Genomic DNA, 15,757 nt, shown 5'->3' on the forward strand with positions numbered 1-15,757 from the left:
CGTCCCCCCCCCCCCCCCCCCCCCCCCCCCCCCCCCCCCCCCCCCTCCCCCCCCCCCCTCCTCCCCCCCCCCCCCCCCCCCCCCCCCCCCCCCCCGGGCCCTGAGGCTCAGATGTCGACCGGAAGCAGCTTCCCGGTGCGCACGTCGTAGACCGCGCCGCCCACCGGCATGCCCGGCGGGAGGAACGGGCTGGTCCTGATCCGGGTCAGGTCGTGACGCAGCGCGGCGTCCTGGTCGGGGACGGTGTGGAAGTCCAGGCTGCGGGTGTCGACCCCGCGCCGGGCGGCGATCGCGTGCACCTCCTCGTCGGTGACCTTGGTCATGCCGCAGTCGGTGTGCGGCATGACCAGCACCCGCTCCACTGCGAGCAGGTTGACGGCCAGGACGAGCGTGCGCAGGACGTCGTCGGTCACCCGGGCCCCGGCGTTACGGAGGATCTTGGCGTCGCCGCGCTTGAGGCCGAACACGCCCAGCGGGTCGATCCGAGAGTCCATGCAGGTGACCACGGCAAGGCCGCGCGCGGCCCTGCCGGTCAGCTCGGAGTCGGTGAACGTGGCGGAGAAATCCTCGTTGGCGGCCAGCAGGTCGTCGAAGGCACTCACGTACGCATCCCTCGGTCGGTGGAAGTCAGCAGATCAATGATGCTTCATGCCCGTTTCAGGATTGTTTCCGGGCCTGTATCGAGTGAGGACTTGACCAAGATCCTGCCATGCTCCGTCGCTTTCCGTGATGATGTCGTCACCCGACGTCCGACAGGTGTGGAGAGGCAATGAGCAGGACCGAATCGCTGGCCGACTATCTCCGTGACCAGGGCAGGCGCAAGCTGGACCGGGTCGAGGCCAGGGACGGGGGGCGCAACGCACGCTCGGCGCTGGCCCTGCTCGACGCGGCCGTCTACACCCGTTCCCTGCAGGAGGACGATCCGTTCGTACGGCTTCTGGCGGAGGCGGGGTGCTTCGGCCCCGATGGGGACGGTGACTTCAGCCCGACGGACCGGGTCGCCAAGGTCGTCCGCTTCTGGGAGTCGGGGGAGCCATGGCAGCTGCTGATGGCGATCCGGTTCGCGCTCCAGGGCGCGCTGACCTGAGGCCGGCGCCGTGCCCGGGCCGACGTCGCCCCCTGGGCCCGCACCGGTCACGGGGACGCGCCACCGGTCACGAGGCGCGATGCCGGTCATGAGGGTGCGGTGCCGGTTTCACGGGGACGCGGTGCCGGTTACGAGGGTGTGGCACCGGTCACGGAGACACGGCGTCGGTCACGGAGACACGGCACCGGTCATGAGGGTGCGGCACCGGGTTTGAGGCGGCGCGCCGGGGAAACACGGATCGAGGTCACGGCCCTCACGTGCCGGAGCGCCCGGCGCCGGTCGGCGCTTGTCAGTGCCTGTCGGGGCCGTCCGGGGTCCGCCGGGGCCGGGGGCGAACATCGGCCGGGGTCCTCCGGTGGCACCATCGGACACCCCGTCGATGCCGAGATCAGGAGGAAGAGTGAGCATCGCGCAATTCAGGTCGATCGTTCTGGACTGCCCGGACCCCAAGCGGCTGGCCGACTTCTACGTCGCCCTGCTGGGCTGGAAGGTCGACAGCAGCAGGGACGACTGGGTGGTGGCCACCGGCGACGGCCCCGGACGGCTCTGCTTCCAGCTCGCCCCCGACCACCGGCCGCCCGACTGGCCGGGCAACGAGAGGCCGCAGCAGTTCCACCTTGACCTGACCGTCGAGGACCTCGACGAGGCCGAGAAGGTCGCCCTGGAGCTGGGAGCGGTCAAGCACTCGCACCAGCCGGCCGAGGAGGAGGGCGGGGAGGGGGATTTCCGGGTCTTTCTCGACCCCGCCGGGCATCCGTTCTGCTTCTGCGTGGACTGACCGTCCTGGGGGATCTCAGGGCCTCCCAGGGCGGTCCTGTGCCGCCCCCGGGGCCTTTCCGGCGCCCGTGTCCGCTCGCGACCCGCACCGGGCGGCGGGTCCTGAACGGGCACGGATCGAAGGGGCCTTCCGACGTGACCCGGAAGGCCCGTCCTTCGGCGGGACCGGAAGGGCTCGTCCCCGGCACGTCCCGGAAATGGTCCTCGGTGGCCCGGCCGAGAAGAGTCTGGCGCGAACAGGCTGGAAGGCCCGTCCTCCGGAGGCACCGAGGTCTGTCCCCGGGACGTCCTGGAACCGGCACGTACCGGGAAAGGTCCTCGGTGGCCCGGCCGAGCAGGTCTGGCTCGAACAGGTGGGGAGGTCCGCTTCGGCAGGGCCGGAAGGCCCGCCCTCCGCCAAGACCGGGAGGCGACCTCCCGGCAAGAGCCGGGAGGTCGCCTTCGGCGAGGTCTCCCACAGGGCCGGAGGATCACTCCCCGGCCGGAGTGGGCGGGGCGCCGGGCCGGATCGGCCCGTACCCGTGAACCGGGTCACACCCCGCCCGGAGCGGGCGGCGCCGGACCAGGTCGGTCCGGACCTGCCGGTCGGGTCACTCCCCGGGCGGAGCGGGCGGGACGGAGTGCCTCCCGCCGGACTCCCGGGACGCCCGGGGCCCGCCGGCGCCCAGGGCACCGCCCACGGCCGAGACGGTATGGGTGAGCCGGAGCCCGGAACCGTCGCGGCGGCCGAGCTCCTCGGGAAGCGGCACGGGCTTGCCCACGGCCGACGCGGCGCGGACCGGGGCCGGGCCCGCCCAGGCGAGCAGCAGCACGTCCTCGCCCTTGAGGAAGCGCTGGACGCGGACGCCGCCGGTGCCCCGGCCCTTGGCCGGGTACTCGGCGAAGTCGGAGATCTTGGCGCCGCCGACCTGGGTGCCGGGCAGCGCGGTCGACGAACCGGCGATCGTCACCACCCGTGACTCGCGGGTGGGGTCGACCGCTCCGAACCAGATCACCGTGGCGCCGCCGTCCAGCCGGACCCCGGCCATGCCGCCCGCCGGACGGCCCTGCGGCCGGACGACCGAGGCGGGATAACGCAGCAGCTGGGCGTCGGAGGTGATGAAGACCAGGTCGTCCTCCTCACTGGTCAGCTCCACCGCCCCGACGACGCTGTCGCCCTCCTTGAGGCCGATGACCTCGAAGTCGTCGCGGTTGGCCGGATAGTCGGGCACGACCCTCTTCACCACGCCCTGAGCCGTGCCCAGTGCCAGGCCGGGCCCGTCGGGGTCGAGCGAGCCGAGACCGACGACCGTCTCACCGGGGTTGAAGGTGACGTACTCCGCGACCGGGTGACCGCCCGACAGCGAGGGCGGGTTGTCCGAGCGGGGCAGGGTGGGCAGGTCGACCACCTGGACCCGGATCATCCGCCCCTGGTTGGTGACCACGCCCACCTCGCCCCTGACCGTGCTCCGCACGACGGAGAGCAGCACGTCGTGGGCCGAGCGGTCGCCGTCGGCCGCCAGCGGGGAGGCGTCGTGCGTGCGGGCCAGCAGGCCGGTGGAGGAGAACAGCACCAGGCACGGGTCGTCGGCCACCTCCAGCGGGACCGAGACGTTCCTGGCCATCCCCGACGCCTCCAGCAGCACCGTGCGGCGGGGGGTGCCGTAGGTCTTGGAGACCTGGGCCAGCTCGTCGGAGACCACCTTGCGCAGCCTGTCGTCGGAGGACAGGATCGCGGTCAGCTCGGCGATCTCGTCGCGCAGCGTCTCGCTCTCCCGGTCCAGCTCCAGCTTGTCGTAGCGGGTCAGCCGGCGCAGCGGGGTGTCCAGGATGTAGTTGGCCTGGATCTCGGAGAGGTCGAAGACCTCCCGCAGGCGCTCGCGGGCCTGGGCGGAGTCGTCGGAGGAGCGGATGACCTGGATGACCTCGTCGATGTTGAGCAGGGCCACGATGAGGCCCTCGACGAGGTGCAGGCGCTCCTCGCGCCGGCGCCTGCGGTACAGCGAGCGGCGGCGGACCACGTCGATGCGGTGGTCGACGTAGACCTGCAGCAGCTCGCGCAGGCCCAGCGTGCGCGGCTGGCCGTCCACCAGCGCGACGTTGTTGATGCCGAAGGTCTCCTCCATCGGCGTGAGCCGGTAGAGCTCCTCCAGCACGGCCTCGGGGATGAAGCCGTTCTTGATCTCGATGACCAGGCTCAGGCCCTTGTGGCGGTCGCTGAGGTCCTTGAGGTCGGAGATGCCCTGGAGCTTCTTGGCGGTGACCAGCTCCCGGATCTTGGTGACCACCCGCTCGGGGCCGACGTTGAAGGGCAGCTCGGTGACGACGATGCCCTTGCGCCGGGCGCTGACCTGCTCGACGGAGCACTTGGCGCGCATCCGGAACGTGCCCCGGCCCTTGGCGTACGCGTCCCGGACGCCGTCCAGGCCGATGATCGTGCCGCCGGTGGGCAGGTCGGGGCCTGGTACGAAGCGCATCAGGTCGTCGAGCGTCGCCTCCGGCTTCTTGATCAGGTGCCGGGCGGCGGCGATCACCTCGACGAGGTTGTGCGGCGCCATGTTGGTGGCCATCCCGACCGCGATGCCGGTCGCCCCGTTGACCAGCAGGTTGGGGAAGGCCGAGGGCATGACCGTGGGCTCGGTCTCCTGGCCGTCGTAGTTGGGCTTGAAGTCGACGGTGTCCTCGTCGATCGACTGCACCATGGCCATGGCCGCCGAGGCCAGCCGGGCCTCGGTGTAGCGCATCGCGGCGGGCAGGTCGTCCGGGGAGCCGAAGTTGCCGTGGCCGTCGATGAGCGGCAGGCGCATCGAGAAGGGCTGGGCCATCCGGACCAGCGCGTCGTAGATGGCGGTGTCGCCGTGCGGGTGGAGCTTGCCCATCACGTCGCCGACGACGCGGGAGGACTTCACGTGACCCCGGTCGGGCCGCAGGCCCATCTCGCTCATCGAGTAGAGGATGCGCCGCTGGACCGGCTTGAGGCCGTCCCTGGCATCGGGCAGCGCACGCTGGTAGATGACCGAATATGCGTATTCGAGGAAGCTGGTGCGCATCTCGGTGGAAACGTCGATGTCGACGATCCGCTCCTCGAAGCCCTCGTCGGTCGGGGGTGTGGTCGTCCGTCGAGCCATCTGTTTTCCTGCGCGTGCGCCCCGGCGGTCAGGCCGAGGGGGAGGCGCATCCTCCTTCTGTCATCGTGGGCGAAGCGTTGGCGCCGGGTCCCGGGGAACACCGGGCCGGAGTGTCCGGCGGAGGACCGGCGACGGGGGCGACCGGACATCGTACCGAGACTCGATACCATACCCACGCCGTCCGACACTTCCGGGCCCCGTCCGGCCCGTGGCGCGGCCCGTCGCCGTCCCGCGCGGCCCGGGGACGCTCGGGGATCACCGTGATCATGGGTACGGGCGCGGGCCCCGGCGCCGCGGACCGTCGTCGTTCCGCCCGCTCCCGCGCACCTCAGGGGCCGCCCGGAGCACAAGAGGCGCCGGGGACGCCGGGGCGGGGCCCCGCCCCGGGCCAGGGACCGGGCGGCGGGGCGCCCTCGTACTCGTCCCCGGGCACGTTCACCCGCGTGTCGTAGAGCCTGAAACCGCGGGCGAGGTAGTTGGCGAGCGCCGCGGGGCCGTCGAGCGAGCAGGTGTGCAGCCACACCCTGCGGGTCGGCTCCCGCCCCGGCCACCGGTCGGCCAGGTCCCAGGCGCGGGCCGTGCCGGCCGCCAGCAGGTGCCCGCCGAGACCCTTGCCGATCGCCCAGGGCAGCAGCCCGAAGCAGGTGATCTCGACGGTGGCGTCGTCCTGCGCGGCGAGTTCGACGTAGCCCGCGGGGGAGCCGCGGTGGTGGGCCACCCAGATCTCCACGCCCTCCAGCCAGCGCGCCCACTCCGCCCAGGTCCAGGGCAGCCGCTCGGTCCAGTGCCAGTCCCCGCCGACCGCCGTGTAGAGGAACCGGCCGAACTCGGGGGAGGGCGACTCGGCGCGTACGACGTCGACCTCGATCGACGGCGGTCTCGCGGGCCGCAGGTCCGACGGCGAGGTCTGCTCGAGGTAGCGGGTGGTGACGTCCATGGTGGATGCATCAAACCATGACGGGGAACCGGCCGGGTCCCGTGCCCTCCCCGCCTTCCCCGCCGCGCCGGAGCCGGGAGAAAACAGTCGGTCGGACCTGGTACCAATGACCGGGTGAGCGAAGAGCTGATGCTGCGCGAAGAGGCCGAGGAGCGGCTGCGGGCGCTCGCCGGGGAGCACGCCCGGCTGCGCGAGGACCAGTGGGCGGCCATCAAGGCCCTGGTCATGGATCGTCGGCGGGTCCTCGTGGTGCAGCGCACCGGCTGGGGCAAGTCGGCGGTCTACTTCATCGCGACCGCGCTCCTGCGCGAGCTGGGCGAGGGACCGACCGTGATCGTGTCACCGCTGCTGGCCCTGATGCGCAACCAGATCGCCGCGGCCGAACGTGCCGGGATCAACGCGGTCACGGTCAACTCGGCCAACCCCGAGGAGTGGGAGCAGGTCTACACCCAGGTCGCAGAGGGCGAGGTGGACGTGCTGCTGGTCAGTCCCGAGCGGCTCAACAACCCCGACTTCCGCGACCACGTGCTGCCCGAGCTGGCCGAGAGCGCGGGCCTGATCGTGGTCGACGAGGCGCACTGCATCTCCGACTGGGGTCACGACTTCCGCCCCGACTACCGGCGGCTGCGCACCCTGTTCGAGGAGCTCACCGAGGGCGTGCCGATCCTGGCGACCACCGCCACCGCCAACGCCAGGGTGACCCGCGACGTCGCCGAGCAGATGGGCGAGGAGACGCTCGTGCTGCGCGGCGCGCTGGAGCGCGACAGCCTGCACCTGGGGGTCGTGCGCCTGCGCGGCGCCGAGCAGCGCCTGGCCTGGCTGGCCCACACCCTGCACGAGCTGCCCGGCTCCGGCATCGTCTACACGCTCACCGTGGCCGCCGCCCAGGAGATCGCCGCCTACCTGCGCGAGCAGGGTCACGAGGTGATCGCCTACTCCGGGCAGACCGAGCAGGCCGAGCGGCTCGTCGCCGAGCAGGCGCTGCTCGACAACAAGATCAAGGCCCTGGTCGCCACCTCCGCCCTGGGCATGGGCTACGACAAGCCCGACCTCGGCTTCGTCGTCCACGTCGGCGCCCCCCAGTCCCCGGTCGCCTACTACCAGCAGGTCGGGCGCGCCGGGCGCGGGGTCGAGCGGGCCGAGGTGATCCTGCTGCCCGGCGCGGAGGACCGCGACATCTGGGCCTACTTCGCCTCGCTGGCCTTCCCGCCCGAGCCGGTCGTCCGGTCCGTGCTGGCCGCGCTGGAGGAGGGCGGCGTGATGTCCACCGCGGCCCTGGAGAACCGGGTGGACCTCAGCCGGAGCCGCCTGGAGACCATGCTGAAGGTCCTCGACGTCGACGGCGCGGTCCGCCGGGTCAAGGGCGGCTGGGAGTCGACCGGCGAACCCTGGGGGTACGACGCCCCGCGTTACGCCCGGGTCGCGGCCGAGCGCGAGGCCGAGCAGCGGGCCATGCTGGAGTACATCGAGACCACCGGCTGCCGCGAGGAGTTCCTGCGCCGCCGCCTGGACGACGACACCGCCTCCCCGTGCGGGCGCTGCGACAACTGCACCGGCGCGCACCGCAGCGCCGAGGTCGACGAGCAGGCCGTACGGGCCGCCGCCGACCGGCTGCAGCGGCCCGGGGTGGAGGTCGAGGCCCGCAGGCAGTGGCCGACCGGCCTGACCGACCTCAAGGGCAGGATCAAGCCGGAGCTGGGCGCCGAACCCGGCCGGGCGCTGGGCAGGCTCACCGACATCGGCTGGGGCAACCGGCTGCGCGCCCTGCTCGCCGAGGGAGCCCCGGACGGACCGGTCCCCGACGACGTCTTCGCGGCCGTGGTCACGGTGCTCTCCTCCTGGCAGTGGGAGTCGCGCCCGGTCGGCGTGGTCGCGGTGCCCTCGTCGAGCCGTCCGCTGCTCGTGCGGAGCCTGGCCGAGCGGGTGGCGCAGGTGGGACGGCTGACCTACCTGGGAGACCTCGGCTACCGGTCGGGCCCGCCCGGACGGCAGTTCAACAGCGCCCAGCGCGTCCAGGCCGTCCGGGGCACCCTGGCGATGCCCGCGGCGCTGGGCGCGGCCGTCGCCTCGGCGGGCGGCCCCGTCCTGCTCGTCGACGACCTGGTCGACACCGGCTGGACGATGACCCTGGGCGCCGCGATGCTCCGCCACGCCGGGGCCCCGGCCGTGCTGCCCCTGGCCCTGGCGGTCACCAGCTAGCGCCCGCCCCCGAGGGCTAGGAGACGCCCATGTTCAGGTAGTCGTAGTCCTGGAAGATGTCGCTGACGTGCACGTTGGTCAGGCGGCCGCTGCGCAGCAGGACGTGCGTCTCCCATTGGACGGGCAGGATGACGGCCTGTTCCATCACGGCCCGGTCGACCTGGGACCACAGGTCCTCGCGGCGGGCGGCGTCGGTCTCGACGTAGGCGCGGTCCAGCAGGCGGTCCACCTCGGGCAGCCGCACGCTCACGTTGAACGACCCCCCGTCTTCGATCTCGCGGCTGTCCACGATGTACGACAGGTAGTCGCGTCCCTCGGGCCAGTCGGGGTTCCAGCGCATCATCACCAGGCCGATCGCCTCCCTTCTCAGCTCGGCCGGGTTGCCGCCGTGGTCGTCGAGGTAGTCCTCCTCTGGGAACCCCCGTAGGGCCAGCCGGATGCCGACCCGCTCCAGCGACCGCCTGAGCCGGTCGGCGGCCTCGGGCTCACCCAGCCGGTCCGTCCGGTAGCCGATCCTGGCCGTGAAGCCTCCGGGCCTGCCGCACGCGGCCAGGTGCCCCCGGGCGCTCTCCAGGTCGCCGCCACCGGTCTGGTAGAGGTTCAGCGGCCGGTACCCGGAGACGCCGGGGGCGAGCAGGCCGGTGGCGATCCTGCCGGAGCGCAGCCCGGTGCCGAAGGCGTCGCGCAGCGACACCCGGTCGGCCGCCGCGAACACCGCCCTGCGGCACGACACGTTGTCGAAGGGGGGCACCTCGGGGTTGAGCGCGATGAACCGGAGCTGGTTCACCGTGGCCACGTCGGAGCGTGCCCGCAGGTCGGGCCGTGCGGCGATCCGGTCGGCCAGCCCCACATCGGCCCTGGCGGCGAGGTCCAGGTCCACGTCCTCGGAGACGAGCCTGCTGTCGATGGTGTCCTGGTCCAGGCCGAAGTCGATCTCGTAGCGGTCGGGGAGCGCCCGGCGGTGCGGATCGGTCGCGGCCGACCAGCGCGGGTTGCGGACCAGGACGAGCCGCCTGCCCTCGCGAAGGGTGCCGAACCGGTACGGGCCCGAGGAGAGCACCCGGCTCCCGTACTTCTGGCGGGTGTCCTTGGAGGGCGGGACCGGCATGGTCTGCGGGCTCTGGACGACGTGGTCGAAGGTGGGGTACGGCCTGAGCAGGTGGAAGACGATCGTCCTGTCGTCGGGTGTCTCGATCGCGGATGAGGTGTCGGCGCCGGGCGACCGGTAGGGGCCGCGGTAGCCCTCCGGCAGGTCGAGCAGGGACCTGAAGTGGTGCGGCCCCTCGTCGAGGACGTCCCTGTCCAGGGTGCGGAGCACCGCGTGCTTGACGTCCGCCGAGACGATCGGCGTCCCGTCCTCGTACCTGAGGCCCTCGCGGAGCCGGTAGGTCCACGTGCGGGAGTCGTCGGCGGGGACGCCCGGCCCCTCGGCCAGGTCGCCCACCGGCTCCCGGCCCGCACGGCCGGGAGCGGGCCGGTACATCGTCAGCGACCGTCCGTAGAGCCGCATGACGTTCCACAGCGAGACGTAGTAGCTGTTGCCCGGGTCCAGGGAGTCGGGGGTGAACGAGGCCGCCATCCGGATCGTCCCGCCCCGTTTCGCCGAGGGGGCGGCGATGGACGTCAGGGCCGCGTCGGGCCCGGTCCGCGCGGCCCCCGCGACGGCCTGTCCCGAGGGCGGCCCGGAGCCGGAGCCGCCGGTGGTCCTCGGCCAGAGCGCGACGACCAGCGCGCACGCCGTCACGACCGCCGCGCCCGCGGTCAGGACGCGACGGTGGCGTCTCAGCCCGCCGAGGGGAGAGGTCCTGAACCCCCAGGACGGCGCCGGCGACGACGGTAACGACGGGGACGGTGACGGTGACGGTGACGGCAGGAACGGTGACGACGGGGACGGTGACGGGGGCACCGGGGACGGCGGCACGGAGGACGACGGCACGGGGGACGACTGTGACGAAGGCGGCGGGGCGTCACGGACCTCGGGCCGGGACGCCGGGCCGGGCACGGAGGCGCCGCCCGGGTTCAGCAGCGCGTCCAGCACCTCGCCGGAGGTCGGGCGCTCCCGGGGGTCCTTGGCGAAGGCGGCGTGCAGCAACGGGCGCAGCGACTCCGGCACCCCGGACAGATCAGGGGTGCCGGACAGGATCGCGTGCATCACCACCGGCAGGTCGCCCGAACCGAACGGTGACCGCCCGGTCGCCGCGAACACCATGGTCCCGGCCCAGGCGAACACGTCGCCCGCCATGCCCACGTCCTGGCCGTGGAAGTGCTCGGGGGCCATGTAGGCCGGTGTGCCGATCACGCCGCTGGTCACGCTCTGCCCGGCGTCCAGCGCCCTGGCGATGCCGAAGTCGATGACGCGCGGGCCGTCGGGCCCCAGCAGGACGTTGCTCGGCTTGAGGTCGCGGTGCACGATCCCGGCACGGTGGATCGCGACCAGCGCGGTGGCGGTGGCGACGGCCAGCCTGAGCAGCGCGTGCTCCGCGCGCGGGCCGTCCCGCAGCACCGCCTGATGCAGCGACTCGCCGTCCACGTACTCGCTGAGGATGTACGGCCGGGCGCCGACGGTGTCGACCTCCAGCACGCGGGCGGTGCAGAACTGGGCGACCCGGCGGGTGGCCTCGGCCTCCCGCCGGAAACGTCGCTGGGCCGCGGGGTCGTCGGCGAGCTTGGCGTGCAGCACCTTGAGGGCGACGCGCTCTCCCGAGGGCGTCAGCGCGAGGTAGACGACGCCCTGGCCGCCCTCTCCGAGGAAGCCGACCAGCCGATGCTCGCCGATTCGCTCGGGGTCACCCTGCCGCAGGGGGAGCGGCTCCGGCATGCCGTCACTCCAGGGGTCGCGATGAACGTGACCCGACCACGATATTGAATCGATCCGCTCACAGGGAGGGCTTGGCGATCCTCGCGACGCCCGGCCGCCTCATGTCCCCCGTACCGCGGGACGGGGTGTCCACGCCCTGAGGGCCCGACGACCGCATCGGCCCGGCCGGACGGGACGGACGCAGCCGGCTCAGAGACGGGGACGGGCGCCGAGGTGCGAGATGGCCCGGGAGGCCAGGTGGCACCCGTCGGCCAGCGCCTCGGCCGGGGGCTTGCCGCCGAGCCAGGCGGGCAGGAAGCCCGCGGTGAAGGCGTCGCCCGCGCCGGTGCCGTCGACCACGCGCTCGACGGCCTCGGCCGGAGCCGTGACCGGGTCGGGACGGTTGTTGCCGAACCACAGGGCGCCCTCGTCGTTGAGCTTGACGACCACCTGCGGGAACCACGCGGTGAGCACCTTGGCGGCGGCGGCCGGGTCGTCGCGGCCGGTGAGGACCTTGGCCTGGTCGGCGTTGGCGAACAGCAGCTTGGCGTTCTGCGTCCACTCCAGGAACGGCTCGGCGCCGGTGCGCTCCAGCGGCGCCGACGAGGAGCAGTCCACCGAGACGGACATCCCCGCGCGGCGGGCCAGCTCCAGGGCCGCGAGACCGGCCTCGCGCGACCCCTCGTTGATGAGGGTGTAGCCCGACAGGTGCAGGTGACCGCCCTGGGAGAACAGGTCGCGGGGCAGGTCCTCGGGGGACAGGGCCGCGTTCGCACCGGGGTCGGAGAGCATGGTGCGCTCGCCCTTGTGGGTGACGAGCACCACGCAGGTGCCGGTGGGACGCTCGGGATCCATGACGAGGCGGGCGTCGACGCCGTACCCCATCAGCTCCATGTCGCGGTTGCGGCCCGTGATGTCGGCGCCGCGCCGTCCGATGAAGGCGACCTCGGTGCCCTCGACGGCGAGCCAGGAGGCGATGTTGGCACCCGACCCGCCACCGTGCATGGTGACGATCGCCGGTGTGTCACTCGCCCTGGCCAGCGGGTAGCGAGCCCGGGCGACCGCGTCGGTCATGAGATCGCCCACCACGACCACCCGCGTCATGATGTCACCACCTTGCTGCCTTCGATGCCGACATGCCTCTATACGTGCCTTGAGCCGTACCGCTGACCGTGCCTCCGGCCGCCAAAAACCTAACAGCTTCCGGCCAGCGTGTGGGGCCTTGACCGAACACCGGACCAGAGTCGATGCACAAGCGTTGCGTGAATCCCCCCGGCCGGTCCGATGCGTGGGATGCACGTCTACTCTCGGGACTGTGGAGGCTGCTCAGTATCCCGCTCACTGGGAGGCGGACGTCGTCCTGTCGGACGGCGGCACCGCCCACGTACGCCCGATTCGGCCCGCCGACGCCGACCGGTTGCGTTCCTTCTACGGCCGGCTGTCCGACGAGTCGATCTACTTCCGCTTCTTCGGTCCCCGGCCGCGGTTGTCGGACCGGGAGATCACCTGGTTCACCAACGTCGACTACGTGGACCGGGTGGCGCTGATCGCCACGATCGGCACCGAGATGGTGGCGGTCATCCGCTACGACCGGATCGAACCCGGCGAGGCCGAGGTCGCCTTCCTCGTCGAGGACGCCCATCAGGGTCGCGGGGTCGCCTCGGTGCTCCTGGAGCACCTGGCCGCGACCGCCAGGGAACACGGGATCGGCCGCTTCGTCGCCGACGTGCTGCCCGCCAACCAGAAGATGATGGGGGTGCTCAAGCAGGCCGGCTACACCGCGCAGAGCCGCTTCGCCGACGGCGTGGTCCGGATGACCCTCGACCTCACCCCGACCGAGACCGCCCAGGAGGTGACCGCCTCCCGCGAGCACCGCGCCGAGTCCCGCTCGATCGAGCGGCTGCTCTCGCCGGGCTCGGTGGCCGTCGTGGGAGCCGGGCGCGAACCGGGCGGCGTCGGCCAGACCGTGCTGCGCAACCTGCTCGGTGCCGACTTCACCGGGCCGGTCTACCCCGTGCACCGCGAGGCACGGGCCGTGGCGGGGGTGCGGGCCTACCCGAGCGTGACGGCCATCGACGGGGAGGTGGACCTCGCCGTGCTCGCCGTACCCGCCGACGGGGTCATCGACGTGGTCAAGGAGTGCGCGGAGAAGGGCGTGCGTGGGCTGATCGTGGTCTCCTCCGGGTTCGGCGAGACCGGCCCGGAGGGACGGGAACGGCAGGACGAGCTGGTGCGCATCGCCCGCGCCTACGGCCTGCGGGTCGTCGGCCCCAACTGCCTGGGCATCGCCAACACCGATCCGGCCGTACGGCTGAACGCCACCCTGGCCGCCACCGTCCCCGGGCGGGGCCGGGTCGGTTTCTTCAGCCAGTCGGGCGCCCTGGGCACCGCGCTGCTGCAGCGGGTGGCGCAGCGGGGCATGGGCATCTCCTCGTTCGTCTCCGCGGGCAACCGGGCCGACGTGTCCGGCAACGACCTGCTGCAGTACTGGGAGGAGGACCCGAACACCGACGTGATCCTGCTCTACCTGGAGTCGCTGGGAAACCCCCGCAAGTTCGCGCGCCTGGCACGGCGCATCTCGCGCCGCAAGCCGATCGTCGTCGTCAAGAGCGGCGGCACCACCCAGGGCGTCCCCTCCGGCCACGCGGCCCCCGTCCTCGGCCTGCCCGACACCGCGCTCAGCGCCCTGTTCGAGCAGGCGGGCGTGATCAGGGTCGACGACCTGATCCAGCAGTTCGACGTGGCGCAGCTGCTGGCCTACCAGCCGCTGCCCACCGGGCCCAGGGTCGGCCTGGTCAGCAACTCCGACGCGATGGCGCTGCTGGCGGCCGACGCCTGTGTCCGGATGGGCCTGGAACCGCTGCCCCCGGTCAACCTGGGCGCGCGGGGCTGCGCCGCGGAGTTCGGCGAGGCCCTGGCCTCGGTGCTTCCCGAGGTGGACGCGGTGGTCGCGATCTACATGCCGCCCATCCCCGGCAACGCCGCGCAGGTCGCGGCCGAGCTGCTGCGGGTCTCGCGCGGCTCCGGCAAGCCGGTGCTGGCCACGTTCGAGGGCAAGATCGGCATGCTCGAGGGGCTGCGGGTCGGCACCGTCCCCGAGCGGGGCTCGATCCCCTCGTACGCGGCACCGGAGGAGGCGGTGCGCGCGCTCGCCCACGCGGTGCGGCACGCGCGCTGGCTGGAGCAGCCGGCGGGGGTGTTCGAGGAGCCCGAGGGCGTCGACACCGCCGCGGCCCGCGAGCTCGTGCACGCCGCGCTGGGCGAGGCCCCGGCCGAGATCGACGCCTCGGAGCTGCTGGCGTGCTACGGGGTGGAGGTATGGCCGTCACAGACGGTGGGGTCGCCGCAGGAGGCCGTCGACGCCGCCGAGAGGCTCGGCTGGCCGGTCGTGCTGAAGGCCGCCGGTCCCGAGGCGGCCAAACGCGCCGGGACCGTACGCCTGGGGCTGGCCGGTCCCGACGGGGTGCGCGACGCCTACGCCGACCTGACGCGCCAGCTCGAACCCGAGTCGGTGCTCGCGGTGCAGCGGATGGCGCCCCAGCCCGCGGTACCGACCGTGGCCGGTGTGATGGAGGACCCCGCCTTCGGCGCGGTGGTCTCCTTCGGGCTCGGCGAGGTCACCGCCCGGCTGCTCCACGACGAGGCGTACCGGCTGGCCCCGCTGACCCGCGAGGACGCGGCGGCCCTGGTGCGGTCGCCGCGCGCCGCGCCCCTGCTGCTCGGCGAGTACGGCTACCCGCCGGTCGCGGTGGAGGCCCTGGAGGAGCTGCTGATCCGCCTCGGGCGGCTGGCGGACGACCTCCCGGAGGTGGCGCGGCTGACCCTGGACCCGGTGCTGGTGGGGGAGAGCGAGGTGATCGTGCTGGGCGCCCGCGCCGTGCTCCGCAGCCACCGGGGCCCGCGTCCCGACGACGGCCCCCGCAGACTGGGCTGACCCGGCCGCCGGGACCGCGTCACGACGTCCCGGCGGGCAGGACCTGGACGCTGCAGGCCACCGTGCCGGACACATTGCCGGCCGGGCCGATGGACGCGGTGCCGGACACGCCGGTGGACACGGCGCCGGACAAGGCGCCGGACGCGGTGCCGGGCAAGGCGCCGGACGCGGGGGTGAGGCCGGTCCCCGGGGGCGGCCCGCTCTGGACGGCCCTGCCGGTGGCGGTCAGCGTGCCCGAGGCGTCCGGTGCCACGGCCACCTCGACCGTGATCCGGGGAAGCTGGAACCCCGGCCCGGCCCGGCCGGTCGTGCCGCAGCCCAGGCGCCGGTCCGTGATGCGGCACGTCCAGCCCGTGCCCCGCGCCCGCACCGGGGTCAGGCCCTCCGGGAAGTGGTAGGTGACCCCGGTCGGTCGGGTGATGCCCGGGGAGAGGCGCCCCGCCGTGACGTCGATGGAGAAGACCCCGGCGCCGCCCGCCTCGAACGGGCCGTCGTGGACGGTGGTCAGGACCAGGTCCCCGAACAGGCCCTCCACGGAGACGGGGGACACGGCGCCCGTCACCCCGGCCGCGCCCGTCGCGCCCGTCGCACCTGCCCTCCCCGCCACGACGCCCGTCGCTCCTGTCGCTCCCGTCGTGCCCATCGCCATCGCCGGGCTCACCGCTCCGGCCACGCCCACCACGCCCACCATGTTCACCACGCCCGCCACGCCCGTCGCGGCGAGCACCAGCCCGGCCAGCCGCAGGGCACCCGTGAGCCACGGCGCCCCGGAAGGACGCGCGGACCCGGCGGGACCCGTGGCGCCACCGGGACGCGGGAGGCGCACGGGACGCGTGAGGCCGCCTCGCGGTGTCGTACCGGGCGTGCTCCCGGGCCTGCTCCCGGAGCGGTGGCGCGGACCCGGACGGTCATCGGTCAT

At 73.4% G+C, this 15,757-nt stretch carries 10 protein-coding genes; 4 read left to right on the forward strand and 6 right to left on the reverse strand.

The features are described 5' to 3' along the window. Positions 1-107 precede the first annotated feature (107 nt). Positions 108-602, reverse strand: a complete 495-nt coding sequence (locus ACZ6RT_RS00705) for a beta-class carbonic anhydrase (RefSeq protein ID WP_399187014.1) — start codon at positions 600-602, stop codon at positions 108-110. A 167-nt stretch (positions 603-769) separates the two neighbouring features. On the opposite strand from ACZ6RT_RS00705, the gene ACZ6RT_RS00710 reads away from it, so the two are divergent. Beyond that, positions 770-1,087, forward strand: a complete 318-nt coding sequence (locus ACZ6RT_RS00710; protein WP_399187013.1) for a hypothetical protein — start codon at positions 770-772, stop codon at positions 1,085-1,087. A gap of 400 nt (positions 1,088-1,487) precedes the next feature. Continuing rightward, positions 1,488-1,865, forward strand: a complete 378-nt coding sequence (locus ACZ6RT_RS00715) for a VOC family protein (RefSeq protein ID WP_399187012.1) — start codon at positions 1,488-1,490, stop codon at positions 1,863-1,865. Positions 1,866-2,454: 589 nt separating this feature from the next. Here ACZ6RT_RS00715 and ACZ6RT_RS00720 read toward each other — a convergent pair. Further along, positions 2,455-4,971: a DNA gyrase/topoisomerase IV subunit A gene (locus ACZ6RT_RS00720; RefSeq protein WP_470151612.1), complete on the reverse strand. Its 2,517-nt coding sequence runs from the start codon at positions 4,969-4,971 to the stop codon at positions 2,455-2,457. Positions 4,972-5,299: 328 nt separating this feature from the next. Then, a complete protein-coding gene (locus ACZ6RT_RS00725) occupies positions 5,300-5,908 on the reverse strand; it encodes a GNAT family N-acetyltransferase (RefSeq protein WP_470151614.1) in 609 nt (202 codons plus the stop codon). Between the two features lie 129 nt (positions 5,909-6,037). On the opposite strand from ACZ6RT_RS00725, the gene ACZ6RT_RS00730 reads away from it, so the two are divergent. Continuing rightward, a complete protein-coding gene (locus ACZ6RT_RS00730) occupies positions 6,038-8,107 on the forward strand; it encodes a RecQ family ATP-dependent DNA helicase (protein WP_470151867.1) in 2,070 nt (689 codons plus the stop codon). Between the two features lie 16 nt (positions 8,108-8,123). Here the strand turns inward: ACZ6RT_RS00730 and ACZ6RT_RS00735 are convergent, their stop codons facing one another. Together ACZ6RT_RS00735 and ACZ6RT_RS00740 are read right to left on the reverse strand one after the other, a co-directional pair. Continuing rightward, on the reverse strand, positions 8,124-10,925 hold the full coding sequence (locus ACZ6RT_RS00735; protein WP_470151616.1) for an ABC transporter substrate-binding protein: 2,802 nt from the start codon (positions 10,923-10,925) through the stop codon (positions 8,124-8,126). Between the two features lie 189 nt (positions 10,926-11,114). Further along, a complete protein-coding gene (locus ACZ6RT_RS00740; protein ID WP_399187008.1) occupies positions 11,115-12,008 on the reverse strand; it encodes a carbohydrate kinase family protein in 894 nt (297 codons plus the stop codon). Positions 12,009-12,219: 211 nt separating this feature from the next. Between ACZ6RT_RS00740 and ACZ6RT_RS00745 the strand changes: the two genes are divergently transcribed. Then, a complete protein-coding gene (locus ACZ6RT_RS00745; RefSeq protein WP_399187007.1) occupies positions 12,220-14,838 on the forward strand; it encodes a bifunctional acetate--CoA ligase family protein/GNAT family N-acetyltransferase in 2,619 nt (872 codons plus the stop codon). Between the two features lie 19 nt (positions 14,839-14,857). On the opposite strand, the gene ACZ6RT_RS00750 is transcribed toward ACZ6RT_RS00745, so the two are convergent. Next, on the reverse strand, positions 14,858-15,757 hold the full coding sequence (locus ACZ6RT_RS00750; RefSeq protein WP_470151619.1) for a hypothetical protein: 900 nt from the start codon (positions 15,755-15,757) through the stop codon (positions 14,858-14,860).

The organism is Streptosporangium sp. NPDC050148 (assembly GCF_055586505.1).